At 73.5% G+C, this 25,206-nt stretch carries 22 protein-coding genes and 8 tRNA genes; 19 read left to right on the top strand and 11 right to left on the bottom strand.

Annotation, left to right across the window (positions count from 1 at the left end; all coding sequences use genetic code 11):
• The first annotated feature begins 76 nt into the window (after positions 1-76).
• From ACZ6MA_RS18675 to ACZ6MA_RS18700, 6 genes are all read left to right on the top strand, one after another.
• Positions 77-949: a MetQ/NlpA family ABC transporter substrate-binding protein gene (locus ACZ6MA_RS18675; RefSeq protein ID WP_469434947.1), complete on the top strand. Its 873-nt coding sequence runs from the start codon at positions 77-79 to the stop codon at positions 947-949.
• Positions 950-1,104: 155 nt separating this feature from the next.
• A complete protein-coding gene (locus ACZ6MA_RS18680) occupies positions 1,105-1,746 on the top strand; it encodes a GNAT family N-acetyltransferase (protein WP_469434948.1) in 642 nt (213 codons plus the stop codon).
• A 135-nt stretch (positions 1,747-1,881) separates the two neighbouring features.
• Positions 1,882-3,141: a precorrin-6y C5,15-methyltransferase (decarboxylating) subunit CbiE gene (cbiE, locus tag ACZ6MA_RS18685; protein WP_469434949.1), complete on the top strand. Its 1,260-nt coding sequence runs from the start codon at positions 1,882-1,884 to the stop codon at positions 3,139-3,141.
• A gap of 219 nt (positions 3,142-3,360) precedes the next feature.
• On the top strand, positions 3,361-7,380 hold the full coding sequence (gene cobT, locus ACZ6MA_RS18690; RefSeq protein WP_469434951.1) for a nicotinate-nucleotide--dimethylbenzimidazole phosphoribosyltransferase: 4,020 nt from the start codon (positions 3,361-3,363) through the stop codon (positions 7,378-7,380).
• Positions 7,381-7,648: 268 nt separating this feature from the next.
• A complete protein-coding gene (gene cobA / locus ACZ6MA_RS18695; RefSeq protein ID WP_469434952.1) occupies positions 7,649-8,884 on the top strand; it encodes a uroporphyrinogen-III C-methyltransferase in 1,236 nt (411 codons plus the stop codon).
• A 199-nt stretch (positions 8,885-9,083) separates the two neighbouring features.
• Positions 9,084-9,902 carry a TrmH family RNA methyltransferase gene (locus ACZ6MA_RS18700; RefSeq protein ID WP_469434954.1) on the top strand — a complete coding sequence of 273 codons (819 nt, stop codon included), beginning with the start codon at positions 9,084-9,086 and terminating at the stop codon, positions 9,900-9,902.
• A gap of 52 nt (positions 9,903-9,954) precedes the next feature.
• Here ACZ6MA_RS18700 and ACZ6MA_RS18705 read toward each other — a convergent pair whose 3' ends face one another.
• Positions 9,955-11,244 carry a serine/threonine-protein kinase gene (locus ACZ6MA_RS18705; RefSeq protein ID WP_469435187.1) on the bottom strand — a complete coding sequence of 430 codons (1,290 nt, stop codon included), beginning with the start codon at positions 11,242-11,244 and terminating at the stop codon, positions 9,955-9,957.
• Between the two features lie 646 nt (positions 11,245-11,890).
• Here ACZ6MA_RS18705 and ACZ6MA_RS18710 point away from each other — a divergent pair.
• Positions 11,891-12,097 (top strand): hypothetical protein, encoded by a 207-nt coding sequence (locus tag ACZ6MA_RS18710; protein ID WP_469434955.1) that lies wholly within the window; start codon positions 11,891-11,893, stop codon positions 12,095-12,097.
• 215 nt (positions 12,098-12,312) lie between these two features.
• On the opposite strand, the gene ACZ6MA_RS18715 is transcribed toward ACZ6MA_RS18710, so the two are convergent.
• The 6 genes from ACZ6MA_RS18715 to ACZ6MA_RS18740 form a co-directional block, all read right to left on the bottom strand.
• A tRNA-Val gene (locus ACZ6MA_RS18715) sits at positions 12,313-12,384 on the bottom strand.
• A 20-nt stretch (positions 12,385-12,404) separates the two neighbouring features.
• A tRNA-Val gene (locus ACZ6MA_RS18720) sits at positions 12,405-12,479 on the bottom strand.
• A gap of 44 nt (positions 12,480-12,523) precedes the next feature.
• Positions 12,524-12,595, bottom strand: a tRNA-Val gene (locus tag ACZ6MA_RS18725).
• Between the two features lie 20 nt (positions 12,596-12,615).
• Positions 12,616-12,690: transfer RNA gene (locus ACZ6MA_RS18730), tRNA-Val, on the bottom strand.
• 1 nt (position 12,691) lies between these two features.
• Positions 12,692-12,765 (bottom strand) — tRNA-Cys (locus tag ACZ6MA_RS18735).
• A gap of 34 nt (positions 12,766-12,799) precedes the next feature.
• Positions 12,800-12,872, bottom strand: a tRNA-Gly gene (locus ACZ6MA_RS18740).
• A 178-nt stretch (positions 12,873-13,050) separates the two neighbouring features.
• Between ACZ6MA_RS18740 and ACZ6MA_RS18745 the strand changes: the two genes are divergently transcribed.
• Genes ACZ6MA_RS18745 through ACZ6MA_RS18755 form a run of 3 tightly spaced genes read left to right on the top strand, consistent with a single transcriptional unit; the run spans position 13,051 to position 15,825 of the window.
• Complete coding sequence (locus ACZ6MA_RS18745; protein WP_469434957.1) at positions 13,051-14,130, top strand: chorismate-binding protein; 1,080 nt, start codon at positions 13,051-13,053, stop codon at positions 14,128-14,130.
• Positions 14,127-14,948, top strand: coding sequence for an aminotransferase class IV (locus ACZ6MA_RS18750; protein ID WP_469434958.1), 822 nt, complete (start codon positions 14,127-14,129; stop codon positions 14,946-14,948). The genes ACZ6MA_RS18745 and ACZ6MA_RS18750 overlap by 4 nt, the downstream gene beginning before the upstream one ends.
• A 40-nt stretch (positions 14,949-14,988) precedes the next feature.
• Positions 14,989-15,825, top strand: coding sequence for a GNAT family N-acetyltransferase (locus tag ACZ6MA_RS18755; RefSeq protein WP_469434959.1), 837 nt, complete (start codon positions 14,989-14,991; stop codon positions 15,823-15,825).
• Positions 15,826-16,142: 317 nt separating this feature from the next.
• Here the strand turns inward: ACZ6MA_RS18755 and ACZ6MA_RS18760 are convergent, their stop codons facing one another.
• Positions 16,143-16,655: a DsbA family protein gene (locus ACZ6MA_RS18760; RefSeq protein ID WP_469434961.1), complete on the bottom strand. Its 513-nt coding sequence runs from the start codon at positions 16,653-16,655 to the stop codon at positions 16,143-16,145.
• A gap of 162 nt (positions 16,656-16,817) precedes the next feature.
• Here ACZ6MA_RS18760 and ACZ6MA_RS18765 point away from each other — a divergent pair, with 162 nt between their 5' ends.
• Positions 16,818-17,264, top strand: a complete 447-nt coding sequence (locus tag ACZ6MA_RS18765; protein ID WP_469434962.1) for a hypothetical protein — start codon at positions 16,818-16,820, stop codon at positions 17,262-17,264.
• 68 nt (positions 17,265-17,332) lie between these two features.
• Complete coding sequence (locus ACZ6MA_RS18770; protein ID WP_184733594.1) at positions 17,333-17,473, top strand: hypothetical protein; 141 nt, start codon at positions 17,333-17,335, stop codon at positions 17,471-17,473.
• A gap of 50 nt (positions 17,474-17,523) precedes the next feature.
• Here ACZ6MA_RS18770 and ACZ6MA_RS18775 read toward each other — a convergent pair whose 3' ends face one another.
• Together ACZ6MA_RS18775 and ACZ6MA_RS18780 are read right to left on the bottom strand one after the other, a co-directional pair.
• On the bottom strand, positions 17,524-18,090 hold the full coding sequence (locus ACZ6MA_RS18775) for a CGNR zinc finger domain-containing protein (RefSeq protein WP_469434963.1): 567 nt from the start codon (positions 18,088-18,090) through the stop codon (positions 17,524-17,526).
• A 198-nt stretch (positions 18,091-18,288) separates the two neighbouring features.
• Positions 18,289-18,702: an SsgA family sporulation/cell division regulator gene (locus ACZ6MA_RS18780; protein WP_003959770.1), complete on the bottom strand. Its 414-nt coding sequence runs from the start codon at positions 18,700-18,702 to the stop codon at positions 18,289-18,291.
• 191 nt (positions 18,703-18,893) lie between these two features.
• Here ACZ6MA_RS18780 and ACZ6MA_RS18785 point away from each other — a divergent pair, with 191 nt between their 5' ends.
• The 4 genes from ACZ6MA_RS18785 to ACZ6MA_RS18800 all read left to right on the top strand — a co-directional run bounded on the left by ACZ6MA_RS18785 (position 18,894) and on the right by ACZ6MA_RS18800 (position 20,173).
• Positions 18,894-19,328: a TIGR02611 family protein gene (locus ACZ6MA_RS18785; protein ID WP_469434965.1), complete on the top strand. Its 435-nt coding sequence runs from the start codon at positions 18,894-18,896 to the stop codon at positions 19,326-19,328.
• A gap of 99 nt (positions 19,329-19,427) precedes the next feature.
• Positions 19,428-19,499 (top strand) — tRNA-Val (locus tag ACZ6MA_RS18790).
• A 68-nt stretch (positions 19,500-19,567) separates the two neighbouring features.
• Positions 19,568-20,038, top strand: coding sequence for an SRPBCC family protein (locus tag ACZ6MA_RS18795; protein WP_469434966.1), 471 nt, complete (start codon positions 19,568-19,570; stop codon positions 20,036-20,038).
• 63 nt (positions 20,039-20,101) lie between these two features.
• Positions 20,102-20,173 (top strand) — tRNA-Val (locus ACZ6MA_RS18800).
• 80 nt (positions 20,174-20,253) lie between these two features.
• Here ACZ6MA_RS18800 and ACZ6MA_RS18805 read toward each other — a convergent pair.
• A complete protein-coding gene (locus ACZ6MA_RS18805) occupies positions 20,254-20,979 on the bottom strand; it encodes an exonuclease domain-containing protein (protein WP_469434968.1) in 726 nt (241 codons plus the stop codon).
• 168 nt (positions 20,980-21,147) lie between these two features.
• On the opposite strand from ACZ6MA_RS18805, the gene ACZ6MA_RS18810 reads away from it, so the two are divergent.
• The 3 genes from ACZ6MA_RS18810 to thrS all read left to right on the top strand — a co-directional run bounded on the left by ACZ6MA_RS18810 (position 21,148) and on the right by thrS (position 25,147).
• Entirely contained in the window at positions 21,148-21,726 is a 579-nt protein-coding gene (locus ACZ6MA_RS18810) for a DUF4365 domain-containing protein (RefSeq protein ID WP_469434970.1), read from the top strand.
• Positions 21,726-22,907: a hypothetical protein gene (locus tag ACZ6MA_RS18815; RefSeq protein ID WP_469434971.1), complete on the top strand. Its 1,182-nt coding sequence runs from the start codon at positions 21,726-21,728 to the stop codon at positions 22,905-22,907. The genes ACZ6MA_RS18810 and ACZ6MA_RS18815 overlap by 1 nt, the downstream gene beginning before the upstream one ends.
• A 263-nt stretch (positions 22,908-23,170) precedes the next feature.
• Positions 23,171-25,147, top strand: coding sequence for a threonine--tRNA ligase (thrS, locus tag ACZ6MA_RS18820; protein WP_469434972.1), 1,977 nt, complete (start codon positions 23,171-23,173; stop codon positions 25,145-25,147).
• Positions 25,148-25,206: the final 59 nt, after the last annotated feature.

Raw genomic sequence — 25,206 nt, forward strand, 5'->3', positions numbered from 1 at the left:
GAACCCACGAGCCCGGACCCTTTGCCGGGCGGCAACACCTCGTGAACCCGAGAAACACCAGATAGGGGCACTCTTCGTGCGTACCACCATCAAGCTCACCGCCGCCGTCGCCGCCGCAGCCGCACTCACCCTCGGCCTCAGTGCCTGCAGCGCCCCCTCCGACACCTCCTCCAGCGGCTCGGGGAAGAAGGGGAAGGACGCCGACCCCAAGGCCACCCTCGTGGTCGCGGCCAGCCCCACCCCACACGCCGACATCCTCAACTACGTCAGAGACAACCTGGCGGAGAAGGCCGGTCTGAAGCTGGAGGTGAAGGAGTTCAACGACTACGTGCTCCCCAACACCGCCACCCAGAACGGCGAGGTCGACGCCAACTTCTTCCAGCACAAGCCCTACCTCGACGACTTCAACAAGAAGAACAAGACCGACATCGTGCCGGTCGTCAACGTCGAGATCGAGCCGCTCGGCCTGTACTCCAAGAAGGTCGACAAGGTCGCCGACATCACCTCCGGCAACACCGTCGCCGTGCCCAACGACGCCACCAACGAGGGCCGCGCCCTCAAGCTCCTCGCCGACAACGGCGTGATCGAGCTGAAGGACGGCGTCGGCGCCAACGCCAAGCTCTCCGACATCAAGGACAAGAAGGGCGTCCGGTTCACCGAGCTGGAGGCCGCCCAGATCCCGTCCCGCCTGGCCGACGTCGACGCCGCCGTCATCAACGGCAACTTCGCCATCGGCGCCAAGCTCAACCCGGCCAAGGACGCCCTGGCCCTGGAGAAGGCCGAGGGCAACCCCTACGCCAACTTCCTCGCCGTGAAGAAGGGCAACGAGGCCGACCCGCGCATCGCCAAGCTCTCCAAGCTCCTCAACTCCGACGACGTCAAGAAGTTCATCGAGAAGAAGTTCTCCAACGGCGCCGTCCTCCCCGCCTTCGGCAACGCACAGAGCTGACGCTCCGTAACCTCCGCCGATCGCTGACCTTCGGCCCCGCGTACGCTCACGGCGTGCGCGGGGCCGAGGCGCTTGGCGCACCACGGTGCACATGCTGCATGCTGGTGCACTCAAGACGGTCCTGAGCCCACCCGCCCCCGGCGTTGGAGCAGCGCATGACATCCACCTTTCCGGACATCTCCCTCAGTACCGACCGGCTGGTGCTGCGCCCCTTCGACGCCGCGGACATCCCCGCCCTCGCCGAGATGATGAACGACGAACTCATCACCGCCTGGACGTCCGTGCCCCACCCCTACACCACCGCCGACGCCCGCGACTGGGCCCTGGTGCGGGCCCCCGCCGAGCGCACCGAAGGACGCGGGATCGTCTTCGCGGTCACCGAGTTCCTCACCCATCGCCTTGTCGGCATCGTGCATCTGCGCCACACCGACTGGCGCACCCTGGTCGCCGAGATCTCCTACGCCATCGCCCCCTGGGCCCGCGGCGAGGGCTACGCCTGCGAATCGGTGGTCGCCGTCGCCCAGTGGCTCTTCCGCGACCAGAAGTTCGAGCGCCTCGAACTGCGCACCGCCGCCGACAACACCGCCTCCCAGCAGGTGGCCCAGAAGGTCGGCTGCATCAGCGAGGGCGTGCTGCGGAACGCCTGCATAGCGCGCAGCCGTACCGAGGACGGCGGCTGGACCGACATCCGCACCGACCTCATCGTCTGGAGCCTCCTGCCGGAGGACCTGGACGAGATGGAAGAGCAGTACAGCGGCGGCACCGACTACGCCGCGGCCTTCCCCGACTGGCGCTGAGCCGGGCCCGCGCGCCCCCGGCCCCGCCGCACCGCCCGCCGTCGCGCCGCCGCGGCCCGGCCCGACCGGGGTACCCTCACCGTGCCCGCGCAACCACGGGCCCCACCCCGCGACAAGCCCAGGAGACTGACGACGATGGCCGACCGGGTCACGGTGATCGGGTGGGACGGCTCCCCCCTGTCGGACGCGGCCCGCTCGGCCCTGGCCGCCGCCACCCTCGTGGCCGGCTCCGCCCACCACCTGGCCCTGCCCGAACTGGCCCCCACCGCCGAACGCGTCCGCCTCGGCAGCGTCGACCTGGCCGCCCGCCGCATCGCCCAGCACCGCGGCTCCGCCGTGGTCCTCGCCGACGGCGACCCCGGCTTCTTCGGCGTCGTACGGACCCTGCGCGCACCCGAACACGGCCTCGAGGTCGAGGTGGTACCCGCCGTCTCCTCCGTCGCCACCGCCTTCGCCCGGGCCGGCATGCCCTGGGACGACGCCCAGATCGTCGTCGCCCACGCCCGTGACCTGCGGCGCGCCGTCAACGTCTGCCGCGCCCACCCCAAGGTCGCCGTCCTCACCTCGCCCGGCGCCGGCCCCGCCGAACTGGCCCTGCTGCTCGGCGACGTCCACCGCACCTTCGTCATCTGCGAGGAACTGGGCACCGCCCGGGAACGGGTCACCGTGCTCACCTCCGACAAGGCCGCCGACCACGCCTGGCGCGATCCCAACGTCGTCCTCGTCATCGGCGGTTCCGGCGCCGCCCCCGGCCCCCCGCAGGGCGCCGTCCAGGGCAGCGGCCACCCCCGGCCGAGGACCACGGGCGGCTGGATTGCCGGCCACGACCCCGGCTACCCCCCGGCCCTGCGCGGCTGGGCGCTGCCCACCGATGCCTACGGCGGCGGCCGGGGCGAGGGCGAGGGCACCGAACTGCGCGCCGCCCAACTGGCCCGGCTCGGGCCGCGCGTCGGCGACCTGGTCTGGGACATCGGCTCCGGCAGCGGCGCCCTGTCCGTCGAGGCCGCCCGCTTCGGCGCCGCCGTCATCGCCGTGGACCGCGACGCCGACGCCTGCGCCCGCACCACCGCCGCCGCCCGCCGGTACGGCGCCCGGCTCCAGATCGTCCACGGCACCGCCCCCCAGGTCCTGGAGGACCTCCCCGAGCCCGACGTGGTCCGCGTCGGCGGCGGCGGGGCCCCGGTCGTCCGGGCCTGCGCCGCCCGCAGGCCCGAGCGCATCGTGACGCACGCCGCGACCCGCGACGAGGCCGAGGCCGTCGGCCGGGCGCTCGCCGAGGGCGGCTACGCGGTGGAGTGCGCGTTGCTCCAATCCGTGGAGTTGGACACAACCGCCTGGGTGGAGCGCGAGCGCGCCGTAGCCTTTCTGCTGAGTGGGCGTCGTACACACCCGTGACCTCGGACGACTGTGCGGAGGGTAGGCTGGCGGATCGTTGTGCCGCCGCCCGGTGTCCGACGCCACAGTCACCAATGTCCCGAACGCACCCCCTTCTTGGCGGTGCGCACGGCAGGGTGGGTGGGGGCGACGTACAACGTGCCGCGAGGCACGGACGCTCGTTCTTGACTATGGGCGTGAGCGGTTGGAAGGAGCACTACCGATGGGCGAGGGGTACGCATGACCGACACCGGCCAGTTCCCGGGCGAGGGACAGCCGGAGAACGCAGGCGCACTGACCGGCCAGCCGCACCCCGCGGAGGCCGCAGCCCCTGCCGACACCGGTACCCCCTCCTACACCTTCCTCGACGCCGCCGACGGCACCGAGGAGGACGACCTGCTGCTGATGCCGGGCGCCCAGGGCGCCTGGATGGAACAGCCGCCGGTCCAGGGCGGTACGCACGAGTCCGGCGGCCGGGACACCGGCTCCGTCGACTACGGCGACGTCCGCGTCCCGCCACCCGCGGCGCCCTCGCGGCGCCCGCTGCACATGGGCCCGCCCGTGCCGGACCCCACCGGCGGCGTCGTCCGGTCCCTCGCCGACCGCGGCCCGGCGGCACCCCAGCCGGTCCAGCCCGCGCCCGTCCCGGTGCAGCAGCCCGGCCCCGAGTACCTCGACGTTCCGCGTGCCGAGACGGCCTCCGCGCCGGGCCCGTGGGACGCGCCGCAGCAGCAGGCCCAGCAGGTTCAGCAGGCCCAGCAGCCCGCGCCCGTCCCGGCGGCACCGTCGGTCTCCGCTGTGCCTTCCGTCCCCTCGGTACCCACGCCGTCCTCCGCGCCCGCGGAGGCACCGGCCGCCCCGCAGGCCGCCTTCGTCCCGCAGCAGGCCACGGGCGGGGCACCCGAGCCCGTCCCGAGCGCTTCGGTGACCGTGCCGGGGCAGTCGATAGTCACCGATGAGCCGTCACCGGCCCCGGTGCGCGCCGTCGCACAGCCCGAGTCCACCGAGACCGCCACGCCGACAACGCCCGCTGCACCCACCGGGCCCACCGGACCCGGCGAGGCCGTGGCGCCCGTCGAACCGGCCGCCGCCACCCCCGAGGGCGCCGACGCGCCCCCCGCCGCCGCGCCCGCCGCCGAGCAGCCGCAGCAGCCGGCGCCGGCCGCACCCGACGCGGTGGCACAGGCCGCCGAGCCCGTCACGCCGCCCGCCGCCGCGGCGGCCCCCGAGGCACAGACCGCCACCACCCCGCCGCCGGTCACCGCCGCGGCGGAACCCGCCGGGCCCATCCCCGTGACGGCACCCGAGCCCGCCCCCGTGACGGCACCTGACGCCGCCTCGGTGCCGGCGCAGGCCGCCCCCGGCCCTGACACGGCGTCAACGCCCGCCGAAAGCGTCGCCTCCCCGGCCCCTGCCGCCGCTGACGCCCCTGACGCCCCTGACGCCGCGTCCGCCGCGCAGCCGGTCGCCGAGACGGCACCCCCGGCACCGGAGCCGATCGCGCCGTCCGCCCCCGAGACCCCGGCAGCCGTCGCGGCCGAGCCGCAGGCCCCGGCGGCCCCGGCGGCAGCGACCCCCGCGCCGGCCACCGGCGAAGCCAGCCCCGAGGCCGCCCCCGCGCAGCCCGCTCCGGTCACTCCGGCCGACGTGCCCGTCGCCGTGCCCGCCGACGCCGCTCCCCAGCAGCCCGCCCCGGCGGCGGCTCCGACGGCAGCGTCGGTCCCGGCCGAGGACGTACCGCAGGAGCAGCCCCCCGCCCCCGTCGCCGTCGAGCAGACGCCCGTCGTCGCCGTCCCCGAGCAGCAGGTCGCCCCCGTGGCGCCCGCCGCCGAGGCCGCGCCGGAGGAGCCGACGGACGTCCAGCAGGCCGCCGCGAGCGAGCCGTCGGCGCAGCCGGTCCAGACAGTCACGGACGCCGCGCCGCAGGGCCCGGTCGTGACGCCCGCCGCCGAGACGCCCCCGCCGGTACCCGTCGGGCAGGACGCCGCGCCCGTCGCCCAGGCCCCCGCCGAGCCCGCCCCGCAGGCCCCGGCCGCGGAGACCGCACCGCCGGTCACCGCCGAGGCCGCGCCCGAAGCCGCGCCCGAGCGGCCCGAGCCGCAGGCCCCGGCCGAGCCGGCCGTCGCCGAGGACGAGCGGGGAACGCCCGGTCAGGACGGCGAGCCCGCCCCCGCTGCCGACGCCGTCGCCGACGCCGAGACCCCGCAAGCCGCTCCCGAAGGCGCCCCCGCGGCAGCGCCCGCCACCCCCGGACAGCAGGACGCGGCCGCAGTGCACCTCCCGACCACCCCGCAGACCGCCCCCGACCCGGCCGTGACCGCCGTGACCCCCGGGGCCCCGGAAGCCGTGCACCTCGAACTCGTACGGACCGAGCCGGAGCAGCCCGGGCCCCACCCGGCCGGCCCCGAGGCGGCCCCGCAGGACCCGGCCGTCGCCGCCGTCGAGGACAGCGCGCCGACCGAGGAGCCTGCCGAGGAACCCGCCGGGGAAGACGCCGTGGAAGCCCCGCCCGCCGAGCCGGCCGGGCCCGCCGCCGTCGGGTACGGCGACGCCGAGCGCGCCGCCGTGCACCGCGTGATGCGGGAGCGCCGCGACATCCGCAAGGGCTTCCGCACCGACCCCATCCCGCACGAGGTGCTGCTGCGCGTCCTGGAGGCCGCGCACACCGCGCCCAGCGTCGGGCACTCACAGCCCTGGGACTTCGTCGTCATCCGCTCCGCCGAGACCCGGCAGACGATGCACGAGCTGGCGGCCCGGCAGCGTGACGCGTACGCGAAGTCGCTGCCGAAGGGCCGGGCCAAGCAGTTCAAGGAAATGAAGATCGAGGCGATCCTCGACACCCCCGTCAACATCGTCGTCACCGCCGACCCCACCCGCGGCGGCCGGCACACCCTCGGCCGGCACACCCAGCCGCAGATGGCCCCCTACTCCTCCGCGCTGGCCGTCGAGAACCTCTGGCTCGCCGCCCGCGCCGAAGGCCTCGGCGTCGGCTGGGTCAGCTTCTTCGACGAGCGCGAGATGGTGCGCGAACTGGGCCTGCCCGAGCACCTGGAGGTCGTCGCCTACCTCTGCGTCGGCTACGTCGACGAGTTCCCGGACGAGCCCGAGCTGATGCAGGCCGGCTGGTCCAAGCGCCGCCCGCTGTCGTGGGTCGTGCACGAGGAGGAGTACGGGCGCCGCGCCCTGCCCGGCGAGGACCCGCACGACCTGCTCGCCGAGACCCTGCGCGGCATCCGCCCGCTGGACGCCAAGGCGCTCGGCGAGGCGTGGGAGCGGCAGAAGCGCATGACCAAGCCCTCCGGCGCGCTCGGCATGCTGGAGATCATCTCCGCGCAGCTGTGCGGACTGTCCCGCAAGTGCCCCCCGCCCATCCCGGAGCCCGCGGCCGTCGCGATCTTCGCGGGTGACCACGGGGTACACGCCCAGGGCGTCACCGCGTGGCCGCAGGAGGTCACCTCGCAGATGGTCGCCAACTTCCTGGGCGGCGGTGCCGTGTGCAACGCCTTCGCCAACCAGGTCGGCGCCGAGGTCTGCGTCGTCGATGTCGGGGTCGCGGGCGAACTGCCCAGCACCCCCGGTCTGCTGCCCCGCAAGATCCGCCCCGGTACCAACGACTTCACCACCGGCCCCGCGATGTCCCGCGAAGAGGCGCTGCGCGCCGTCGAGGTGGGCATCGAGACGGCCCGTGACCTGGTCGCCGCCGGCAACAAGGCGCTGTTGACGGGCGAGATGGGCATCGCCAACACCACCGTGTCGGCCGCCCTCATCTCCATCTACACCGAGGCCGACCCCGGTGAGATCACCGGGCGTGGCACCGGCATCAACGACGAGATGCACGCCCGCAAGATCGACGTCGTGCGGCGGGCCCTGGAACTCCACCAGCCCGACCCCAAGGACCCGATCGGTGTCCTCGCGGCGGTCGGCGGGCTGGAGCACGCCGCGCTCGTCGGGCTGATCCTGGGCGGCGCGTCGCTGCGCACCCCCGTGATCCTGGACGGTGTGAGCGCCGGAGCGGCCGCCCTCGTGGCCCGCGCCATCGCCCCCGAGGCGCTCGCCGCGTGCATCGCGGGTCACCGCAGTGCCGAGCCCGGCCATGTCGCGGCGCTGACCAAGCTGGGCCTGCGCCCGCTGGTCGACCTCGATCTGCGCCTCGGCGAGGGCACGGGCGCCCTGCTGGCCCTCCCGGTGGTGCAGAGCGCCGCGCGGGCGATGCACGAGGTCGCCACGTTCGACACCGCCGGGGTCACGGAAAAGGGCTGACGTCCGGTGTCGTCGGGCGGTATCGCCGAGCCGCCCGACGACGAAGGACGACAGCTCGCCCGCACGGGTAGCCGCCCACCGGCGGGAGGGGGCGGGGCGGGATGGGCCCCGGCTCGCGGGGTTCCCTCGACGGAAGAGCGCGCCCGCCGTGCATCATGCAGCCCCGGAGGGGCCCTTCCCGCCCCGCTCCCGACCCCACCCACGCCGCGCCGCCGCACCGTAGGGTGTCCCCACCAGCGCCTTCGCCCACGAGGAGACCCATACCCCCATGGCCGAGCACCACGAAGCCGCCGCCTATCCCGTCGGACTGCGCCTTGCCGGGCGACGTGTCGTCGTCCTCGGCGCCGGCCAGGTCGCCCAGCGCCGGCTGCCCGCACTGATCGCGGCGGGCGCCGACGTCCTGCTGATCTCCCCCTCCGCGACCCCGTCCGTCGAGGCGATGGCCGAGGCCGGGGAGCTGCGCTGGGAGCGCCGCCGCTACCGCGACGGCGACTTCGAGGGCGCCTGGTATGCCCTGATCTCCACCGACGACCCCGCCGCCAACGAGGCCGCCTCCGCCGAGGCCGAGTCCCGCCGGGTGTGGGCCGTGCGCAGCGACGACGCCGCGGCCGCCTCCGCCTGGACCCCGGCCACCGGCCGCAGCGAGGGCGTGACGGTCGCCGTGCTGACCGGAGCGGACCCGCGCCGCTCGGCGGCCGTGCGCGACGCCGTCGTCGAAGGCCTGCGGGACGGTTCGCTGGCCGCCCCGCACTACCGCGGCCGCGCCCCCCGGCCCGGCGTCGCCCTCGTCGGCGGCGGCCCCGGCGACCCCGACCTGATCACCGTGCGCGGCCGTCGGCTGCTCGCCGAGGCCGACGTCGTCATCGCCGACCGGCTCGGCCCCCGCGACCTGCTGGACGAACTCCCGCCGCACGTCGAGGTGATCGACGCGGCGAAGATCCCGTACGGCCGCTTCATGGCCCAGGAGGCCATCAACAACGCCCTCATCGAGCACGCCAAGGCCGGCAAGGCCGTCGTCCGCCTCAAGGGCGGCGACCCGTACGTCTTCGGCCGCGGCATGGAAGAGGTCCAGGCACTCGCCGAACACGGCATCACCTGCACCGTCGTCCCCGGCATCTCCAGCTCGATCAGCGTGCCCGCCGCGGCGGGCATCCCCGTCACCCACCGTGGCGTGGCGCACGAGTTCACGGTCGTCAGCGGGCACGTCAGGCCCGACGACGCCCGGTCACTGGTCGACTGGGGGGCGCTCGCACGGCTGCGCGGCACCCTCGTCCTGCTGATGGCGGTGGAGAACATCGCCGCGATCGCCGAGACCCTCGTGGCCCACGGACGGCCGCCCGAGACCCCCGTCGCGGTGGTGCAGGAGGGCACGACCGCCGCCCAGCGCCGCGTCGACGCGACGCTCGCCACGGCGGGGGAGCGGGTCAAGGCCGAGGGAATACGTCCCCCCGCCGTCATCGTCATCGGCGACGTGGTGGCGGTCGGCCCGCCCGCCGGCCGCTAGAGCGCGCCCGCGAAGTCCCGCCTGGCCCGCGACGCGGGATCGTCCGAGTGCGCACGGTACGAGGGCGGCCCTCCGCCTCGCGCTCGCACGCACCGGACGCCGCGGGCCACGCCCTCCGGGCGGACGACGCGACTTCGCGGACACGCCCCAGCCCCGCCCGACCAGCACAAGCCCCACCAGGACAAGGCAGTATCACCCCGTGGCTGAACTCATCACCATCGACGACCCCGACGACCCGCGCCTGCACGACTACACCGGTCTGACCGACGTCGAGCTGCGCCGCCGCCGCGAACCGGCCGAAGGGCTCTTCATCGCCGAGGGCGAGAAGGTGATCCGCCGGGCCCGCGACGCGGGCTACGCGATGCGTTCGATGCTGCTCTCGGCCAAGTGGGTCGACGTCATGCGTGATGTCATCGAGGAGTCGACGGCCCCCGTCTACGCGGTGACCCCCGCCCTCGCCGAGCAGGTGACGGGCTATCACGTCCACCGGGGGGCGCTGGCGTCCCTAGCGCGCAAGCAACTGCCCCCGGCCGGCGAACTGCTGCGCGGTGCGCGCCGCGTCGCCGTCCTGGAGTCGCTCGTCGACCACACGAACATCGGCGCGATCTTCCGGAGCGCCGCGGCCCTGGGCATGGACGCGGTCCTGCTCTCCCCGGACTGCGCCGACCCCCTCTACCGGAGGTCCGTGAAGGTCTCCATGGGCGCCGTCTTCTCCGTGCCCTACGCCCGTCTGGACAGCTGGCCCCGCGATCTGGAGACCGTGCGCGAGGCGGGCTTCAGGCTGCTGGCCCTCACCCCGGACGAGAAGGCCACCCCCCTCGACACGGTCGCCCCGCACCGCCTGGACCGGGCCGCGCTGATGCTCGGTGCGGAAGGTGACGGCCTGTCCGCCCGCGCACTGCGGGCGGCCGACGAATGGGTGCGCATCCCCATGGCCCACGGTGTCGACTCGCTCAACGTCGGCGCCGCGGCGGCCGTGTCGTTCTACGCCGTGACCACGGGCCGCCCCCAGGACTGACGCCCGCCCGGCGTCGCCGGGTGACCGAACGACGACATCACGACGAAGGCGCTCAGCCGCCGCCGGAGCCACCGGTGGCCGGCCCCGACACGTTGGCCACCGCCGGTACCGGGGGCACGACACCCTTGCTGTGCGCCGGGCCCTGACAGCCCTGCGCCGCCGCGATTCCCAGGGCGACCAGCAACGTCACCACCACGAAGACGATCAGCCGCTGCCGGAGCAGCTTGGGATCCGCCGGGCGCCGGGTGCCGGGGCCCGTACGGCCGCCCGGCCGGGAACCGGTCCGGCCCCGCCCCGCGCCGCCCGTCCCGCCCGGCCGCCGCCCGCCCGGGCGGCCGGTGCCCGGGCGCGGCGCCTGCGGCCGGTTCGCCTCGGCGGGCCGGGACGACGCCTGCGGGCGCGGCGGCGGGGTGCCGCCGGGACGCCGCAGGGTGCGCTGCTCCGCGTACTCCGCGGCGCGCTGCCCGGACGGCCGGTCAGGCTCCCGGCGCGGTGCCGGCGGCCGCCCGTCCGACAGCCCCTGGGCCTCGCGCGCCGCGATCTCCTTGAGCCGCAGCGACAGCTGAAGCGTGCTCGGCCGGTCCTCGGGATCCTTGGCCAGACAGGCGTGCACCAGCGGCGCCAGCGCGTCTGGAACGCCCATGAGCTGCGGTTCCTCGTGCACGACGCGGTAGAGCATGACCTCCGAACTGCCCTGGCCGAAGGGCGAGTCCGCGGTCGAGGCGTAGGCGAGGGTCGCCCCGAGGGCGAAGACGTCCGTCGCGGGCGTCACCGCGGCTCCCCGCACCTGCTCGGGCGCGAGGAAGCCGGGCGAACCGACCGCCGTGCCCACATGTGTCAGCGTGCTCGCCCCGGTCGCCCAGGCGATACCGAAGTCGATGATCCGGGGGCCCTTGGGGGAGAGCAGGATGTTCGACGGCTTCAGATCACGGTGGACCACCCCCGCGTCGTGCACCGCGAGCAGGCCCTCCGCCAACGCCGCCCCGATGGAAGCGGTCTGAGCCGCCGACAGCGGCCCCTCCTCGTTGACCTTGTCGTGCAGGGAGGGGCCCGGTACGTACTGCGTGGCGAACCACGGCCGGTCCGCCTCCAGGTCCGCGGCGACCAGCCGTGCCGTGCAGCCGCCACGGATCCGCCGGGCGGCCGACACCTCCCGCGCGAAGCGCGAACGGAACTCCTGGTCCTCGGCCAGGTCCGGCCGGATCACCTTCAGGGCCACCCGCTGCCCACGCCGGTCGGAGCCGAGGTACACCACGCCCATGCCGCCCGCGCCCAGCCGGCGGTGAAGCCGGAACGAGCCGACGACACGCGGGTCCTCGCGCCGGAGCCGCATCATCGTCATCTTCATCCCCGCTGCCCGGTCCCGTCTGACGTGGCACAGCTTACGGATTGACGGGCGGGCGCGCTGCGAGGCCGCGCATGCGTCGGCGACCGGATTGTCGGTGCCGGGTGGGTTCCCGACCCGGTGGGCACAACGCACCGGCGGTCCGGCCCCCGCCCGGGGCCGCGACCCCAAGGGGCCGCCACGGCAGGGGGATTGACGCCGTGGCGGGCGGCCGGGCGGAGCCGGTCGCGGACGCGGGGGACACGGCACGGGTGTGCGAAGTGGTGGCCGCCGGGACCGGCCGGAGGGCAAAGGGGGCGGTGCGCCGGGGCGTGGTGGAAGTGAGCGAAGTCACCCGGGGAGGCTCGCTCGTGCGTGCGGGCGCGCTTCGGGACGGCCCGCCGCCCGCCCCGGCGGAACACCCCGGGCAAGGCCGGCGGACCGCGCCGGCCCCTGGGGGAAGACCCCAACGGCGGGGCCCCGGTCTCCACCCAGGGGAGTACCCGCGCCCGCCCCCCGTCATCCTCCGGGAGGCCCGTCAATGGGTACGAGGGCATGACGCCGGGATGCCGGCCGGCGCCTAGATTGGAATCGAGCGGTGGGCGGCAGCACTCGTCCCCCGAGGTCAGGCGCCCGCCGCTCGCGAAACGACAGGAGAGGGACGATGGCGGACCGTGCGGGGCGCACCTCAGACCGGTCGCGGGGGCACCGACTCGCGGACGGCTTCGGCGACCGTCCGGCGGACACCCGTCATCCCCTCGTCGCGGCGGCGATGGTGCTGCCGCTGGCGATCCTCCTCGCCGTGGTCTTCGGCGGCTGGGACGCCGTCGTCACGCAAGCGTCGTCCGTGGCCGGAATGCTGGGGCACTGAGAACGTGCCCCGGGCCCGGGAGAGCGGCCCGGGCCGGGGGCAGGCCGGCCGATAACCCCGTGGGGACGGGGGTGCGGCGGACGGCACGACTGGCCGGGCACCTGGGGAGGTGCCCGGCCAGTCGCGCGCCCGCACCCGGACGTGGGCCTACGACGACGTGGGCATACGACAAAGGGCCGGGGCTTGAAAAGCCCCGGCCCTCGGCCGATTTCCTGTGCGCGATACTGGGATTGAACCAGTGACCTCTTCCGTGTCAGGGAAGCGCTCTCCCGCTGAGCTAATCGCGCGGGAGGGTCCGTGAAGACCCTGGTGGACGATACTGGGATTGAACCAGTGACCTCTTCCGTGTCAGGGAAGCGCTCTCCCGCTGAGCTAATCGTCCAAGTCGTCACCGCAGGTCATGCGGAGATCAACGGGTGTGCAGCGTGCGCGATACTGGGATTGAACCAGTGACCTCTTCCGTGTCAGGGAAGCGCTCTCCCGCTGAGCTAATCGCGCGGGAAGGTCGGTGAAGACCCTGGTGGACGATACTGGGATTGAACCAGTGACCTCTTCCGTGTCAGGGAAGCGCTCTCCCGCTGAGCTAATCGTCCTTGGAGGTGGAGACGGGATTTGAACCCGTGTAGACGGCTTTGCAGGCCGTTGCCTCGCCTCTCGGCCACTCCACCAGGAGTGTGGGGGCCGGGAAGCCCCCATACATCGAGCGGACGACGAGACTCGAACTCGCGACATCCACCTTGGCAAGGTGGTGCTCTACCAGCTGAGCTACGTCCGCAGTGTCCGCCCGGTCCGCTTGCGCGTCCCGGCGACGTGTTGAACTCTAGCGGATTCCCGCGCCAGCTCAAATTCCGTTTCCCCAGCTTGCTGCGGTTTTCTTTCCCCCTTCCGGCCACCGGCCGCCCCGGACCGTTCACCCGGACCGCCCCGGGCGGCCTCGCCATAGACTCGTTGACGTGCACGACCTCCCTCCCATGGCCCGCTTCGGCGGCCTCCTCGCCACCGACCTGCGCGATGTGACCCGCGACCCGGCCGCCCTGGACTCCACGGGCTGGTGGGCGGTGGTCGCGGACTTCGAGGGACGCCTGACGTGCGCCCGCTTCGGCGACGTACGGCCCGCCCCCGCACCCGCGGTGGTGCCCGGCCGCTGGCGCGGCCCCGCCCCCGACGCCTGGACCAGCTCCCTGGACCGCTCCGCCTACACCGCGGGCGTCCGCCGCATCCGCGAGCACATCGCGGCCGGCGAGGTCTACCAGGCCAACCTCTGCCGGGTGATGAGCGCGCCACTGCCCGAACCGGCGGCCGCCGATGTCGACGCCCTGACCGCGCTGCTCGCCCGCGGCAACCCCGCCCCCTACGCGGGCACCGTCCGGCTGCCCGCCCACGGCGTCGAGGTCGCCACCGCCTCGCCCGAGCTGTACCTGCGCCGCACCGGCCGCGGCGTGGAGTCCGGGCCCATCAAGGGAACCGGCCGGACCGCCGACGACCTGTTGGAGAAGGACCACGCCGAGAACGTCATGATCGTGGACCTGGTCCGCAACGACCTCGGACGGGTCTGCGCCACCGGCTCGGTGACCGTCCCCGAACTCTGCGCGATCGAAGCGCACCCCGGGCTCGTCCACCTCGTCTCCACCGTGCGCGGGGAACTGCCCGCCGACGGACAGGACGGCGCCGCCGGGGCGGGCTGGACGGAGCTGCTGGCCGCCACCTTCCCGCCCGGCTCCGTCACCGGCGCCCCCAAGGCCAGCGCCCTGCGCATCATCGAGTCCCTGGAGACCGCGCCACGCGGCCCGTACTGCGGCGGTATCGGCTGGGTCGACGCCGACCGGGGCACCGGTGAGCTGGCCGTCGGCATCCGCACCTTCTGGATCGACCGGGCGGCCACCGGCGGCCCGGCCCTGCGCTTCGGCACCGGCGCCGGCATCACCTGGGGCTCCGACCCCGAGCGCGAGTGGGCCGAGACGGAACTCAAGGCGGCCCGGCTGCTCGCGATAGCGTCGGGAACCCATCAGCCGCTCGGAGGGACACCACGGTGACGATCTGGCTCGACGGAGCGCTGTGCGACGCCGCCGGCGCCCGCGTCTCGGTATTCGATCACGGGCTGACGGTCGGCGACGGCGTCTTCGAGACGCTCAAGGCCGTCCACGGCCGGCCCTTCGCCCTCACCCGGCACCTCACCCGGCTCGCCACCTCCGCCCGCGGCCTCGGCCTGCCCGAGCCGGACCTCGACGAGGTCCGCCGGGCCTGCGCGGAGGTGCTCGACGCCAACCCCATGCCGCTCGGCCGGCTGCGCATCACCTACACCGGCGGCCTCTCCCCGCTCGGCTCGGACCGCGGCGACACCAGGCCCACGCTCGTCGTCGCCCTCGGCCCGACCACCCGGCGGCCCGACAGCACGGCCGTCGTCACCGTACCCTGGACCCGTAACGAGCGCGGCGCCCTGGCCGGGCTCAAGTCCACCTCGTACGCCGAGAACGTCGTCGCCCTCGCCCGGGCCCGCGAACACGGGGCCACCGAGGCGCTGTTCGCCAACACCGTGGGTGCGCTCTGCGAGGGCACCGGCTCCAATGTCTTCGTCGTCCTCGACGGCCGGCCGCACACCCCGCCCCTGGCCTCCGGCTGCCTGCCCGGCATCACCCGCGCCCTCGTCGCCGAATGGACCGGAGCCGTGGAGACCGACCTGCCGTTCGACGTTCTGGACCGCGCCGAGGAGGTCTTCCTGACCTCCACCCTCCGCGACGTCCAGGCCGTCCACACGATCGACGGCCGTGCGCTGCCCGGCTCGCCGGGCCCGGTGACCGCGAAGGCCATGCGGATCTTCGACGAGCGCGCGGGCGCGGACATCGATCCGTAAATCCGCTGACGTGCGGTCGCCGGGCAGGTACAACACCAACGTGACCACCACTCTGCGGCCCACCGCACCCGAAGAGCGCACCGGTGACGGAGGGCGCTCCCGCCGTTACGAGATCTGCGTCAACAGCCGGCCCGTCGGCCGCGTCGACCTGGCCACGGACCGACGCTTCGGCCCCCGCGTCGGCCGGATCGTCCATCTCGGCGTGGACGAGGGGGACCGCGGCCGCGGCCGCGGCACCGTCGCCGCCCTCGCCGCCGAGGAGGTGCTGCGCGGCTGGGGCTGCGAGCGCGTGGAGGTGTCCGTCGACGCCGCCGCCGAGGTGGCCCTCGGCCTCGTCGCCGCCCTCGGCTACGTCGAGCGCAGCCGCAACATGACCAAGACCCTGACGGACGTCCCCCGGCTGCCCGAAGGCATCGAGGGACGGGCGATGACCGAGGCGGAGTTCGCCGTCTGGCAGGAGCACGCGAAGGCCGCGTACGCCCGCGACTGGATCACCCGGGGCGTCCCCGCCGCCCAGGCGCACGCCAAGGCCGAGGCCGACCACAGCACCGTGCTGTCCGCGGGCCTCGCCACCCCCGGCGCGCTGCTCAGCGTCCTGACCCGGCACGGCACGACCGTCGGCACCCTCTGGATATCCCTACGGGAGGACGGCCCCGACGAGCCGGGCGCGTACGTCTTCGACGTCGAGGTCGCCGAGGAGCACCGGGGCCGGGGCCACGGCCGGTCGCTGATGCTGCTGGCCGAAGCGCAGTGCCTGGCGGCCGGCGCCCGCACCCTCGGGCTCAACGTCTTCGCGGGCAACACCCCGGCACTGCGGCTGTACGAGTCACTGGGGTACCGGGCTTCTTCGTTCCACCTGTACAAGGCGTTGCTCTAGGCGGTGCCCGGCGGGTTCCGGGCTACCGCCCGGGTTGTGCCGCCCGCGGCGGAGGGCGCCATTCCAGCCCGTCCGGCGATTGAGGACACCGCCGCGCGGCGGTGGTGCGGTCCCACGGTCCGCCGGCCGGGCGAGAGGCCCTAGGGCGTGTCCACAAAGCCCCGTCTGGCCCGCGACGCCTGGCACGCGCGCTCGCCGCGTTGTCGGGCTCGCCCGAGTACGCCCAGTACGAGGGCGACCCTCCGCCTTGCGATCGCACGCACCAGACGCCGCGGGCCCCGCCCTTCGGGCGAACGACGCGACTTTGCGGACACGCCCTAGCCCAGCAACCCGTCCACGATCTCCTCGATCCGCTCCCGCAGTCCCTCCTGGCTCTGGCCGCCGTCGAGCCGCCGGCCGTCGATGACGTACGTGGGCGTGCCCGTCACCCCGATCGCCTTGCCCTCCGCCTGGTCCGCGTCGACGATCAGCAGATGCCGCCCGTCGATGAGCGCGGTGTCCACCTCCTCGGCGTCCAGGCCCAGCTCCTTCGCCACCGCCACCAGCAGCTTCTCGCCGCGTTCGGCCAGCTCCCCGGTCCGCCCCAGCACGGCCTCGACGTACGGCCAGGCCTGCCCCTGGTCGGCGGCTTCCTCGGCGGCCTGGGCGGCGGCGTACGCGTGCTTGTGCTTCTCCAGCGGGAAGTGCCGCAGCCGGATCTCCAGCCGGTCGCCATAGCGGGCCCGCAGCGCGTGGAGGTCGTCCAGGGCCCGGTGGCAGTCGGGGCACTGCAGCTCGCACCAGACATCGAGGACGGGGCGGGCGGTGCGGTCGGTGTCGGTCTCACTCATGGGGCCAGTCTTCCAGGCCGAACGGAGCGGGTCCTCTCGGCCTTGAGGAGGAGAGCGCCCCCGCCCAACCCCCGGATCTCCCTGATCCGGGGGCCGATCCTGGCCCGCTTCGCCCCGGCCGGTGCAGGATGGACGGGAGGAGCCCCACGGCTGGAGGACCGGATGTTGATCTCGACCGTCTGCGCTGCGGTGTCCGCGGCCGGCCTGGGCATCGCCCTGCTGACCGCGTACCGCAAGCGTTTTCTCGCCGCGACCCGCATCGCGGCCTACGCCCTGATCCCCATCGGCCTGGTCCTGACGGGCATCATCGACTGGGTCACGGACCTGGTCCTCAAGCCCGGCGTCTGGGCGGGCTTCGGAGTGCTCGCGCTCTCCGCCGCACTCTTCATGATCACCCGGGCGGTCGAGCGCCGCCGCGGTGCCACGGGCACCCGCGCGGAGCGCCGGGCGGCCACCGCCGGGCGGCCCGAGGCCGTGGCACCCGCCGCGGCCGCACCCTCCCTGGGCCGCGGCCGCGCCGCGCCCGCACCCAAGGCCAAGGGCGGGCCCCAGACCGGCGGCGACGACTTCTCGGACATCGAGGCCATCCTCAAGAAGCACGGGATCTGATGAACTGACGTGCCACGGAGGCACATTGGCGGGACCACCGCCTCCGGCTACGCCATGATCAGGCGGAGATGAACGATGAACCCGCCGAGCTGACCGAGGAACCGCGCGGCTGCCTTTTCGCGCTCTCCCAACCGCCCTTGATGTTGTTTCTCGCCTTTGTCGGCACTCTGATCTTCCTGACCGGCCTGCACGATCTGTACCGCTGGTGACCCGCCCTGGCGCCCCCGTGCCCCGCCCGGCCCCGGCGGCCGTGCGGGCCTCACCCGGCCGCTTCCCGGCGGCGCGCCCGGTACGCGGCGACATGGAGCCGGTTGCCGCAGGTCCGCCCGTCGCAGTAGCGGCGCGACCGGTTGCGGGAGAGATCCACGAAGGCCCGCCCGCAGTCCGGCGCCGCACAGCGCCGCAGCCGCTCCCGCTCACCCGCCACGACGAGGAACGCCAGCGCCATCCCGCCGTCGGCCGCGAGGTGCTCGGCGACCGAGGCGCCGGGCGCGAAGTAATGCACATGCCAGTCATAGCCGTCGTGATCGGTCAGCTGCGGTGTCGTCCCCGCCCCGGCCACCAGCGCGTTCAGCAGCTCCACCGCATCCCGGGTGTCGGCCGCGGCGAACACCTGCGCGAACCGCTCCCGTACGGCCCGTACGGCCGCCAGGTCCCGCTCGCCCAGCGCGCCGACCCCACTGAGGTCCGTGGCCTCGACGAACCGGCGCAACGCCGCCAGATCCGTCAGCCCGTCGACCACCGGGCCGCCGGACCCCTCCGGGGCGGTGTTCAGCAACGCGACGACGGCGTCGAGCGCGCACCGGGTGTCGTGGTTGATCAGCACGGGATGTTCGCTCCCTGACCGGCCGGGGACAGACGGCATCTGTTCGATTGCGGGGCGACTCTAGCGGCTCCCTCGCACGACGGCGCCGTCGCACGCGGTGGATCCGCGGCGACGGCGCCGTGACATGCCGTAAGCGAGGGTGCGCACTCCGCCTCCCCGAGTGGGCGGGTGCGCGTCGGACCGGACTGCCTCCCGGCCTCAGCTCTCGGCCAGGATGTGGGACAGCTCCGTATCCAGGTCGAAGTGCCGGTGCTCGGTGCCCGGCGGGACGGCGGCGTCGGTCCGCTTCAGGAACGACTCCAGGGCGCGCGCCGGGGCCTCCAGCAGGGCTTCCCCCTCCGGAGAGCTCAACGCGATGCAGACGACGCCCTGACCGTGGCTGCGGGACGGCCAGACACGGACGTCGCCGGTGCCGGTGGGACGATGCAGCCCTTCGGCGAGCAGATCTCGCGCGAAGACCCACTCGACCGTCTCTTCGGCTCCGGTGTGGAAGGTGGCATGCACGGCATACGGATCGGCCGTGTCGTAACGCAGCCCTGCGGGTACAGGCAGTGAGGACTCGCTCGACACGACGAGGCGCAGGTGCAGCTCGCAGCTGACCGTGGTGTTCATAAGCGCCAGGGCCTTTCGCTCAGTGTGCGCTCGGGGATTCGCACGTCGGCGAAATCGACATGCCACCTACGGTGCCGTTGTAAACCCCTCTGACCGTTTTGAGGCTCTTCGGATACCTCGGACGGCGGTGTTGTTCCGCCGCTCATACCGCCATACCGGTGAGCACTTCCCGGTCGGGTACGTTGGACCCCATGAACGCGGAGAGTGACGAGCGGCCCGCGGCCGCCGCGGCGGGGGACAGCGCCGGAACCGAGCCGCCTCTCGGCTCCCGGGCACCCCACTTCATCAAGCGGTCCCGGCCCCTGCACCTGAGCTGGCAGGTCGGCGTCTTCGTCGTCGGTCTCGCCGTCGTCGTGGCCGGCATCATCATGCTGCCCCTGCCCGGCCCCGGCTGGCTGGTGATCTTCGGCGGCATGGCGATCTGGGCCACCGAATTCGTCTGGGCCCAGCTCGTGCTGCGCTGGACCAAGCGCAAGGTCACCGAGGCCGCCCAGCGGGCTCTCGACCCCAAGGTGCGCCGCCGCAACATCATCCTCACCACGATCGGCCTCGTGATCATCGCGGCGCTCGTCGGCGTCTACGTGTGGAAGTTCGGCATGGCCCTGCCCTGGAACGTCCGCGACTGACCGCCGCCCCCGCGGCCCCACCGCGGGAGCGGCCCCGGCCGGGCCCCGGTCGGTGGTCCGAGGTGCCGCCTGACATGCGGTAATGTTTGCGGTGCGCCCGGGCGATTAGCTCAGCGGGAGAGCGCTTCGTTCACACCGAAGAGGTCACTGGTTCGATCCCAGTATCGCCCACATCGGACCGAGGGTCCGCGAGGTTCACCCCTTGCGGACCCTCGGTCTTTTGGTGTCCGCTGGCCCCCATGCCCCGCAGCCGCCGCCACACCTTCCGCTTCCGCAGCACCTGGGACCTGCCCGCCCCGCCGGAAGCCGTCTACGCCGCCCTGGAGGCGGTGGAGAACTACCCCGCCTGGTGGCCCCAGGTCCGAAACGTGCGCCTCCTCGACGAGACCAGCGGGACCGTGCGCTTCCGCTCCTTCCTCCCGTACGACCTCGCCGTCACCGCCCGCGAGCGGCGCCGCGACCCGGCCGCCAGGATCCTCGAGATCGCCATGACCGGCGACCTCGAGGGCACGGTCCGCTGGACCGTGCGACCCCACGGCCCCACGGGCACCCTCGCCCGCTTCGAGCAGGAGGTCGAGGTCCGCCACCCCCTCATGCGGCGCTGGGCACTGCCCGCCCGCCCCCTCTTCGTCGCCAACCACGCGTGGATGATGCGTGCCGGACGGCGCGGACTGCGCGCGCACCTGGAGCACCGGGCGGGAGGGATTTGATGGAGAGCCGCCACGGGCTGTATTGTTCACTGCGTTGCCGGGGGAAACGCCGGGAACGCACTCGGGCGATTAGCTCAGTGGGAGAGCGCTTCGTTCACACCGAAGAGGTCACTGGTTCGAACCCAGTATCGCCCACCCGAGAAGGCCGGTACGTCATATGACGGACCGGCCTTGTGCGTTGTGCGCAAGAAGCCCCCGGCCGCCCGTCGGCCGGCTCACGCCGCCGCGGGCACATCCGGGCGCAGCGGCCATGCCGGGTCGCACACCTCCTGTGAACCATTGCGCGCGAACCACGCCTGAAGACCCCGGGCCTGCGCCGAATGCCACACCGCCTGCCGTGTGTGCAGCTCCGCCGGGCTCAGCCGCTCCAGCCGCGCCGCGAACCGGCGCCCGACCGCCCGCACCACCTCCAGCGCCGCCATGGCGTCCGTCGCCGCGTCGTGCGCGGTCGTCAGCTCCACCCCGTAGTGCGCACACAGATCCGTCAGCGTGCGACGCCCCTTGCGGTACCGGTCCAGATGCTTGTCGAGCACCCAGGGGTCCAGCACGCACAGCGGTGTGGCCCCCAGGTACTCCGAGAGCGGCGTCGCCCGGTGCCGCCGCAACTCCCGGTCCAGCAACGTCAGATCGAACGGCGCGTTCATCACCACCAGAGGCACCCCCCGCGCCGACTGCCGCGCGAGGGACCGCGCCACCTCCTCCATCACGGGCGCCGGCCAGCGCCCGTTCCGCTGGAGGTGCTCGTCCGTCAGACCGTGTATCGCGGTGGCCCCCGCGGGCACCGGCACCCCCGGATCCACCAGCCAATGGGTGACGACCGGCGCGGCCCCCGTCTGCGTCTGCAGCACGAGAGCCGCCGACACTATCCGGTCATTCTCGACATCGACCCCCGTGGTCTCGGTGTCGAAGGCGGCGAGCGGCCCCTCGAACCAGCACGACATGTCCCCAACTCCTCGCGCTTGACCGGCAAATGGCGTGTTCTGCTCCTTGCCAGGTGATACCCGGCCACCCCCGCGAGCGAACCGCCCCTGTTTGCAACGGAGTTCATCCGGTGACAACACAGGTGTACGGACCCGTTGGACCGGTGCGGACCGGAAGGTTTTTCGGACATGACCCTCGCGCAGCCCGACCCGGCCCCGCCGGCCGGCGCTCCGCTGCCCGACCGGATGACCCCGCCGCGCGGGACGCTCGCCACCACCGCCTGCATGGAGACCCTGCAAGTCGGCTATCTGCACGCCGTCGCGGCGGCCGCCGGCTGCTCACTCGCCCAGCCCTTCCCCGACCACGGCATCGACTGGCACGTCAGCCACAGCACCCCCCGGCACGCCGTCGACGACGAGGTCACCATCAAGGTGCAGCTGAAATGCACCTACCAGCTCACCCCCCGACCGCCCGGACCGGCCTTCTCCTTCACCCTCGACAACGACCACCTGGCCAAGCTCGCCCGCACCCCCGTCTCGGTGCACAAGATCCTCGTCGTGATGATCGTGCCCCGGACCCGCGACGACTGGCTGCGAGCCGGCCACGACCGCCTCGAACTACGCCACTGCTGCTACTGGACCAATCTGGCCGGCCACCCGCTGACCGGCCGGCGCAGGACCACCGTGCGGATCCCGACCACACGCGTCTTCGACGACCGCGCGCTCTGCGAGATCATGACGCGGGTCGGGGCGGGAGGGAGACCTTGATGCACCGACCGGCCGACGCCCCCCTACGGCATCCCGCCCGGGAACGGGCCGACCCGCTCGTCCTCGGCGCCCTCCTCACCCGCCACGGCTGGCACCGCCGCGGCGGGGAAGCCGGCCGCTACGGCCGCTGGACCCCACCCGACGGCAGCGGCACCAGCCTCCTCGTCCCCGAGAGCACCGCCTTCCCCGACAGCGCCGACCTGCTCGCCGAAGCCCTCACCGCCCTCGAACGCAGCCCCGCGCCCTCCGCCCGCGACATCCTCGTCTCCCTGCGCACGCCCAGCGACGAGATCCGCTGGCGCCGCGAGGTCCCCGAACCGGCCGCCCCCGCCGCCGCGTGGACCGCGCAGGAACGGCTGCGTGCCGGAGCCCGCGCGATGCTGCTCGCCGGGGCGCTCGCGGCCCACGGCCACGCGGGCCACCACGGTGCGCGCCGCCGCGGGCGGGCCGAAGCCGCCCTGGCCCCGCTCCTGGTGGGCTCCGCCCAAGGCGGCCGGGAACTGACGGTCTTCCTGCCGGTCGGGACGCCGGTCGGGGAGCCGGACCCCGCCGGCCCGGACACGATCGGCGGCCGCCGGATCGCCACCGCCCTGCTGCGAGCCCTGCAGGCCGCCCGGGACGCCACCGACTACCAGCGGGCGACCGGCAGGACCGAGGCGTTCGACGCGGCACCGGAGGCGGGCGTGAGCCGCGAACTGACCGAGGCGATCACCATGCTGGTCCGTGGCTCGCAGGGCATCCGCGTCACCCTCGACTGGTCCCCGGCCGTCCCCGCGCCCCGGGGGTTCGCCGCCCGGCCCGAACCGGTGGAGTTCTCCCCGGGTGACCTCCCCGCCCTGCGGACCGCCGGCGCCCGGTACGCCCGCGACGAGCCCTCCGTAGCCGTACAGCTCACCGGCACCGTGGTGCGGATGCGACGCGAGGCCCCGGGCGGGACCGGAGTGGTGGGGCTGCGCGTCCTCGCCGGCGCGGACGTGGCGCAGGTCCGGGTGCCGCTCAGCGAGGACGACTACCGGACCGCCGGCCACGCCCACCTCCTGGGGCTCCCGCTGCGCGTCAGCGGACGCCTGGAGAGCCGGGGTGGCTTCCGCCGGCTGACGGAGGTGAGCGGTGTCGCGCCGGTACGGGTGGATACGGCGGAGCGGGATCGGTTGCTGAAGTCTCTGGACGAGGTGGACTGACGTCGTCAGGGCGCCCTGCGGGCGCGTCCTCAAGCGCCGGACGGGCTGAATTCAGCCCGTCCGGCGCTTGAGGACACAGGCACAGCAGCCCGTCCGGCGATTGAGGACAACCGCCGCGCAGCGGCGGTGCGAAGGTGCGTCGGCCACGGCAGTGGAGAGGTGAGCGTGCGCGCAGCGCAACCGTTTCGCGACCACGGGGCCCGGCTCGGTACGATTCAGGCGCGCAGCGTCCGCTGTCGCGCCCCGTGAGTCAGGAGAGACCGGTGTCAGACGTCCGTGTGATCATCCATCGCGATTCCGAGCGGGAAGAGCGCGTGGTGACGACGGGCACTACGGCCGCCGACCTGTTCGCCGGAGAGCGCACCATCGTCGCCGCCCGCGTCGCGGGCGAGCTGAAGGACCTGGCCTACGTCGTCGCCGACGGCGAGGAGGTCGAGCCCGTCGAGATCTCCTCCGAGGACGGCCTCAACATCCTGCGCCACTCGACGGCCCACGTCATGGCCCAGGCCGTGCAGGAGCTGTTCCCCGAGGCCAAGCTGGGCATCGGCCCGCCGGTCAAGGACGGCTTCTACTACGACTTCGACGTCGAGAAGCCCTTCCACCCCGATGACCTCAAGGCCATCGAGAAGAAAATGCAGGAGATCCAGAAGCGGGGTCAGAAGTTCTCCCGCCGCGTGGTCACCGACGAGGCCGCCCGCGAGGAGCTGGCCGGCGAGCCCTACAAGCTGGAGCTGATCGGCCTCAAGGGTTCCGCCTCGCACGAGGACGGCGCGGACGTCGAGGTGGGCGCCGGCGAGCTGACCATCTACGACAACCTGGACCCGAAGACCGGCGAGACCTGCTGGTCCGACCTCTGCCGGGGCCCGCACCTGCCGACCACCCGGTTCATCCCGGCGTTCAAGCTCATGCGCAACGCCGCCGCGTACTGGCGTGGCAGCGAGAAGAATCCCATGCTCCAGAGGATCTACGGCACCGCGTGGCCGACGAAGGACGAGCTGAAGGCGCACCTGGAGTTCCTCGCCGAGGCCGAGAAGCGCGACCACCGCAAGCTCGGCTCCGAGCTGGACCTCTTCTCCATCCCGGACGAGATCGGCTCCGGCCTCGCCGTCTTCCACCCGCGCGGCGGCATCATCCGCCGGGTGATGGAGGACTACTCGCGCAAGCGCCACGAGGAGGAGGGGTACGAGTTCGTCTACACCCCGCACGCCACCAAGGGCGCCCTCTTCGAGAAGTCGGGCCACCTCGACTGGTACGCCGACGGCATGTACCCCCCCATGCAGCTCGACGCGGGCACGGACTACTACCTCAAGCCCATGAACTGCCCGATGCACAACCTGATCTTCGACGCGCGCGGGCGTTCGTACCGTGAGCTGCCGCTGCGTCTGTTCGAGTTCGGGACCGTGTACCGGTACGAGAAGTCGGGCGTCGTGCACGGCCTGACCCGTGCCCGTGGCTTCACGCAGGACGACGCGCACATCTACTGCACCCGTGAGCAGATGGCGGAGGAGCTCGACACGACGCTGACCTTCGTGCTCGACCTGCTGCGCGACTACGGTCTGAACGACTTCTACCTGGAGCTGTCCACCAAGGACCCGGAGAAGTTCGTCGGGACCGACGAGGCGTGGGAGGAGGCCACCGAGACGCTGCGCAAGGTCGCGGAGAAGCAGGGCCTCGAACTCGTCGCCGACCCGGGTGGCGCCGCGTTCTACGGCCCGAAGATCTCCGTGCAGGCCAAGGACGCCATCGGTCGTACGTGGCAGATGTCGACGATCCAGCTCGACTTCAACCTCCCCGAGCGTTTCGACCTGGAGTACACCGGCGCCGACGGCACCAAGCAGCGCCCGGTCATGATCCACCGTGCGCTGTTCGGTTCGATCGAGCGGTTCTTCGCGGTGCTGCTGGAGCACTACGCGGGCGCGTTCCCGGCGTGGCTGGCCCCGGTCCAGGCGGTCGGCATCCCGATCGGGGACTCGCACGTCGACTACCTGCGGGAGTTCGCGGCCGACGCGAAGAAGAAGGGCCTGCGGGTCGAGGTCGACGCCTCCTCGGACCGGATGCAGAAGAAGATCAGGAACCACCAGAAGGCCAAGGTCCCGTTCATGATCATCGTCGGTGACGAGGACATGGCCGCGGGCACGGTGTCCTTCCGCTACCGGGACGGCTCGCAGGAGAACGGCGTTCCCCGCGACCAGGCGATCGCCAAGCTGGTGGACATCGTGGAGCGTCGCGTCCAGGTGTGATGCCTTCCCCGCACATGCGGGGTGAGAGGGGCGGCCCGTCAGGGCCGCCCCTCGGCGCA

It is taken from the genome of Streptomyces sp. NPDC042259, assembly GCF_055582085.1.

Excerpts from the sequence above, each read along its gene's own strand:
- ACZ6MA_RS18710 (WP_469434955.1), top strand. The coding sequence starts at position 11,891 with ATGGCGGACCGTGCGGGGCGCACCTCAGACCGGTCGCGGGGGCACCGA.
- ACZ6MA_RS18680 (WP_469434948.1), top strand. The coding sequence starts at position 1,105 with ATGACATCCACCTTTCCGGACATCTCCCTCAGTACCGACCGGCTGGTG.
- cbiE (WP_469434949.1), top strand. The coding sequence starts at position 1,882 with ATGGCCGACCGGGTCACGGTGATCGGGTGGGACGGCTCCCCCCTGTCG.
- ACZ6MA_RS18760 (WP_469434961.1), bottom strand. The coding sequence starts at position 16,655 with ATGAGTGAGACCGACACCGACCGCACCGCCCGCCCCGTCCTCGATGTC.
- ACZ6MA_RS18780 (WP_003959770.1), bottom strand. The coding sequence starts at position 18,702 with ATGAACACCACGGTCAGCTGCGAGCTGCACCTGCGCCTCGTCGTGTCG.
- cobA (WP_469434952.1), top strand. The coding sequence starts at position 7,649 with ATGGCCGAGCACCACGAAGCCGCCGCCTATCCCGTCGGACTGCGCCTT.
- cobT (WP_469434951.1), top strand. The coding sequence starts at position 3,361 with ATGACCGACACCGGCCAGTTCCCGGGCGAGGGACAGCCGGAGAACGCA.
- ACZ6MA_RS18810 (WP_469434970.1), top strand. The coding sequence starts at position 21,148 with ATGACCCTCGCGCAGCCCGACCCGGCCCCGCCGGCCGGCGCTCCGCTG.
- ACZ6MA_RS18795 (WP_469434966.1), top strand. The coding sequence starts at position 19,568 with ATGCCCCGCAGCCGCCGCCACACCTTCCGCTTCCGCAGCACCTGGGAC.
- ACZ6MA_RS18785 (WP_469434965.1), top strand. The coding sequence starts at position 18,894 with ATGAACGCGGAGAGTGACGAGCGGCCCGCGGCCGCCGCGGCGGGGGAC.
- ACZ6MA_RS18805 (WP_469434968.1), bottom strand. The coding sequence starts at position 20,979 with ATGTCGTGCTGGTTCGAGGGGCCGCTCGCCGCCTTCGACACCGAGACC.
- ACZ6MA_RS18770 (WP_184733594.1), top strand. The coding sequence starts at position 17,333 with ATGAACGATGAACCCGCCGAGCTGACCGAGGAACCGCGCGGCTGCCTT.
- ACZ6MA_RS18765 (WP_469434962.1), top strand. The coding sequence starts at position 16,818 with ATGTTGATCTCGACCGTCTGCGCTGCGGTGTCCGCGGCCGGCCTGGGC.
- ACZ6MA_RS18705 (WP_469435187.1), bottom strand. The coding sequence starts at position 11,244 with ATGACGATGATGCGGCTCCGGCGCGAGGACCCGCGTGTCGTCGGCTCG.
- ACZ6MA_RS18815 (WP_469434971.1), top strand. The coding sequence starts at position 21,726 with ATGCACCGACCGGCCGACGCCCCCCTACGGCATCCCGCCCGGGAACGG.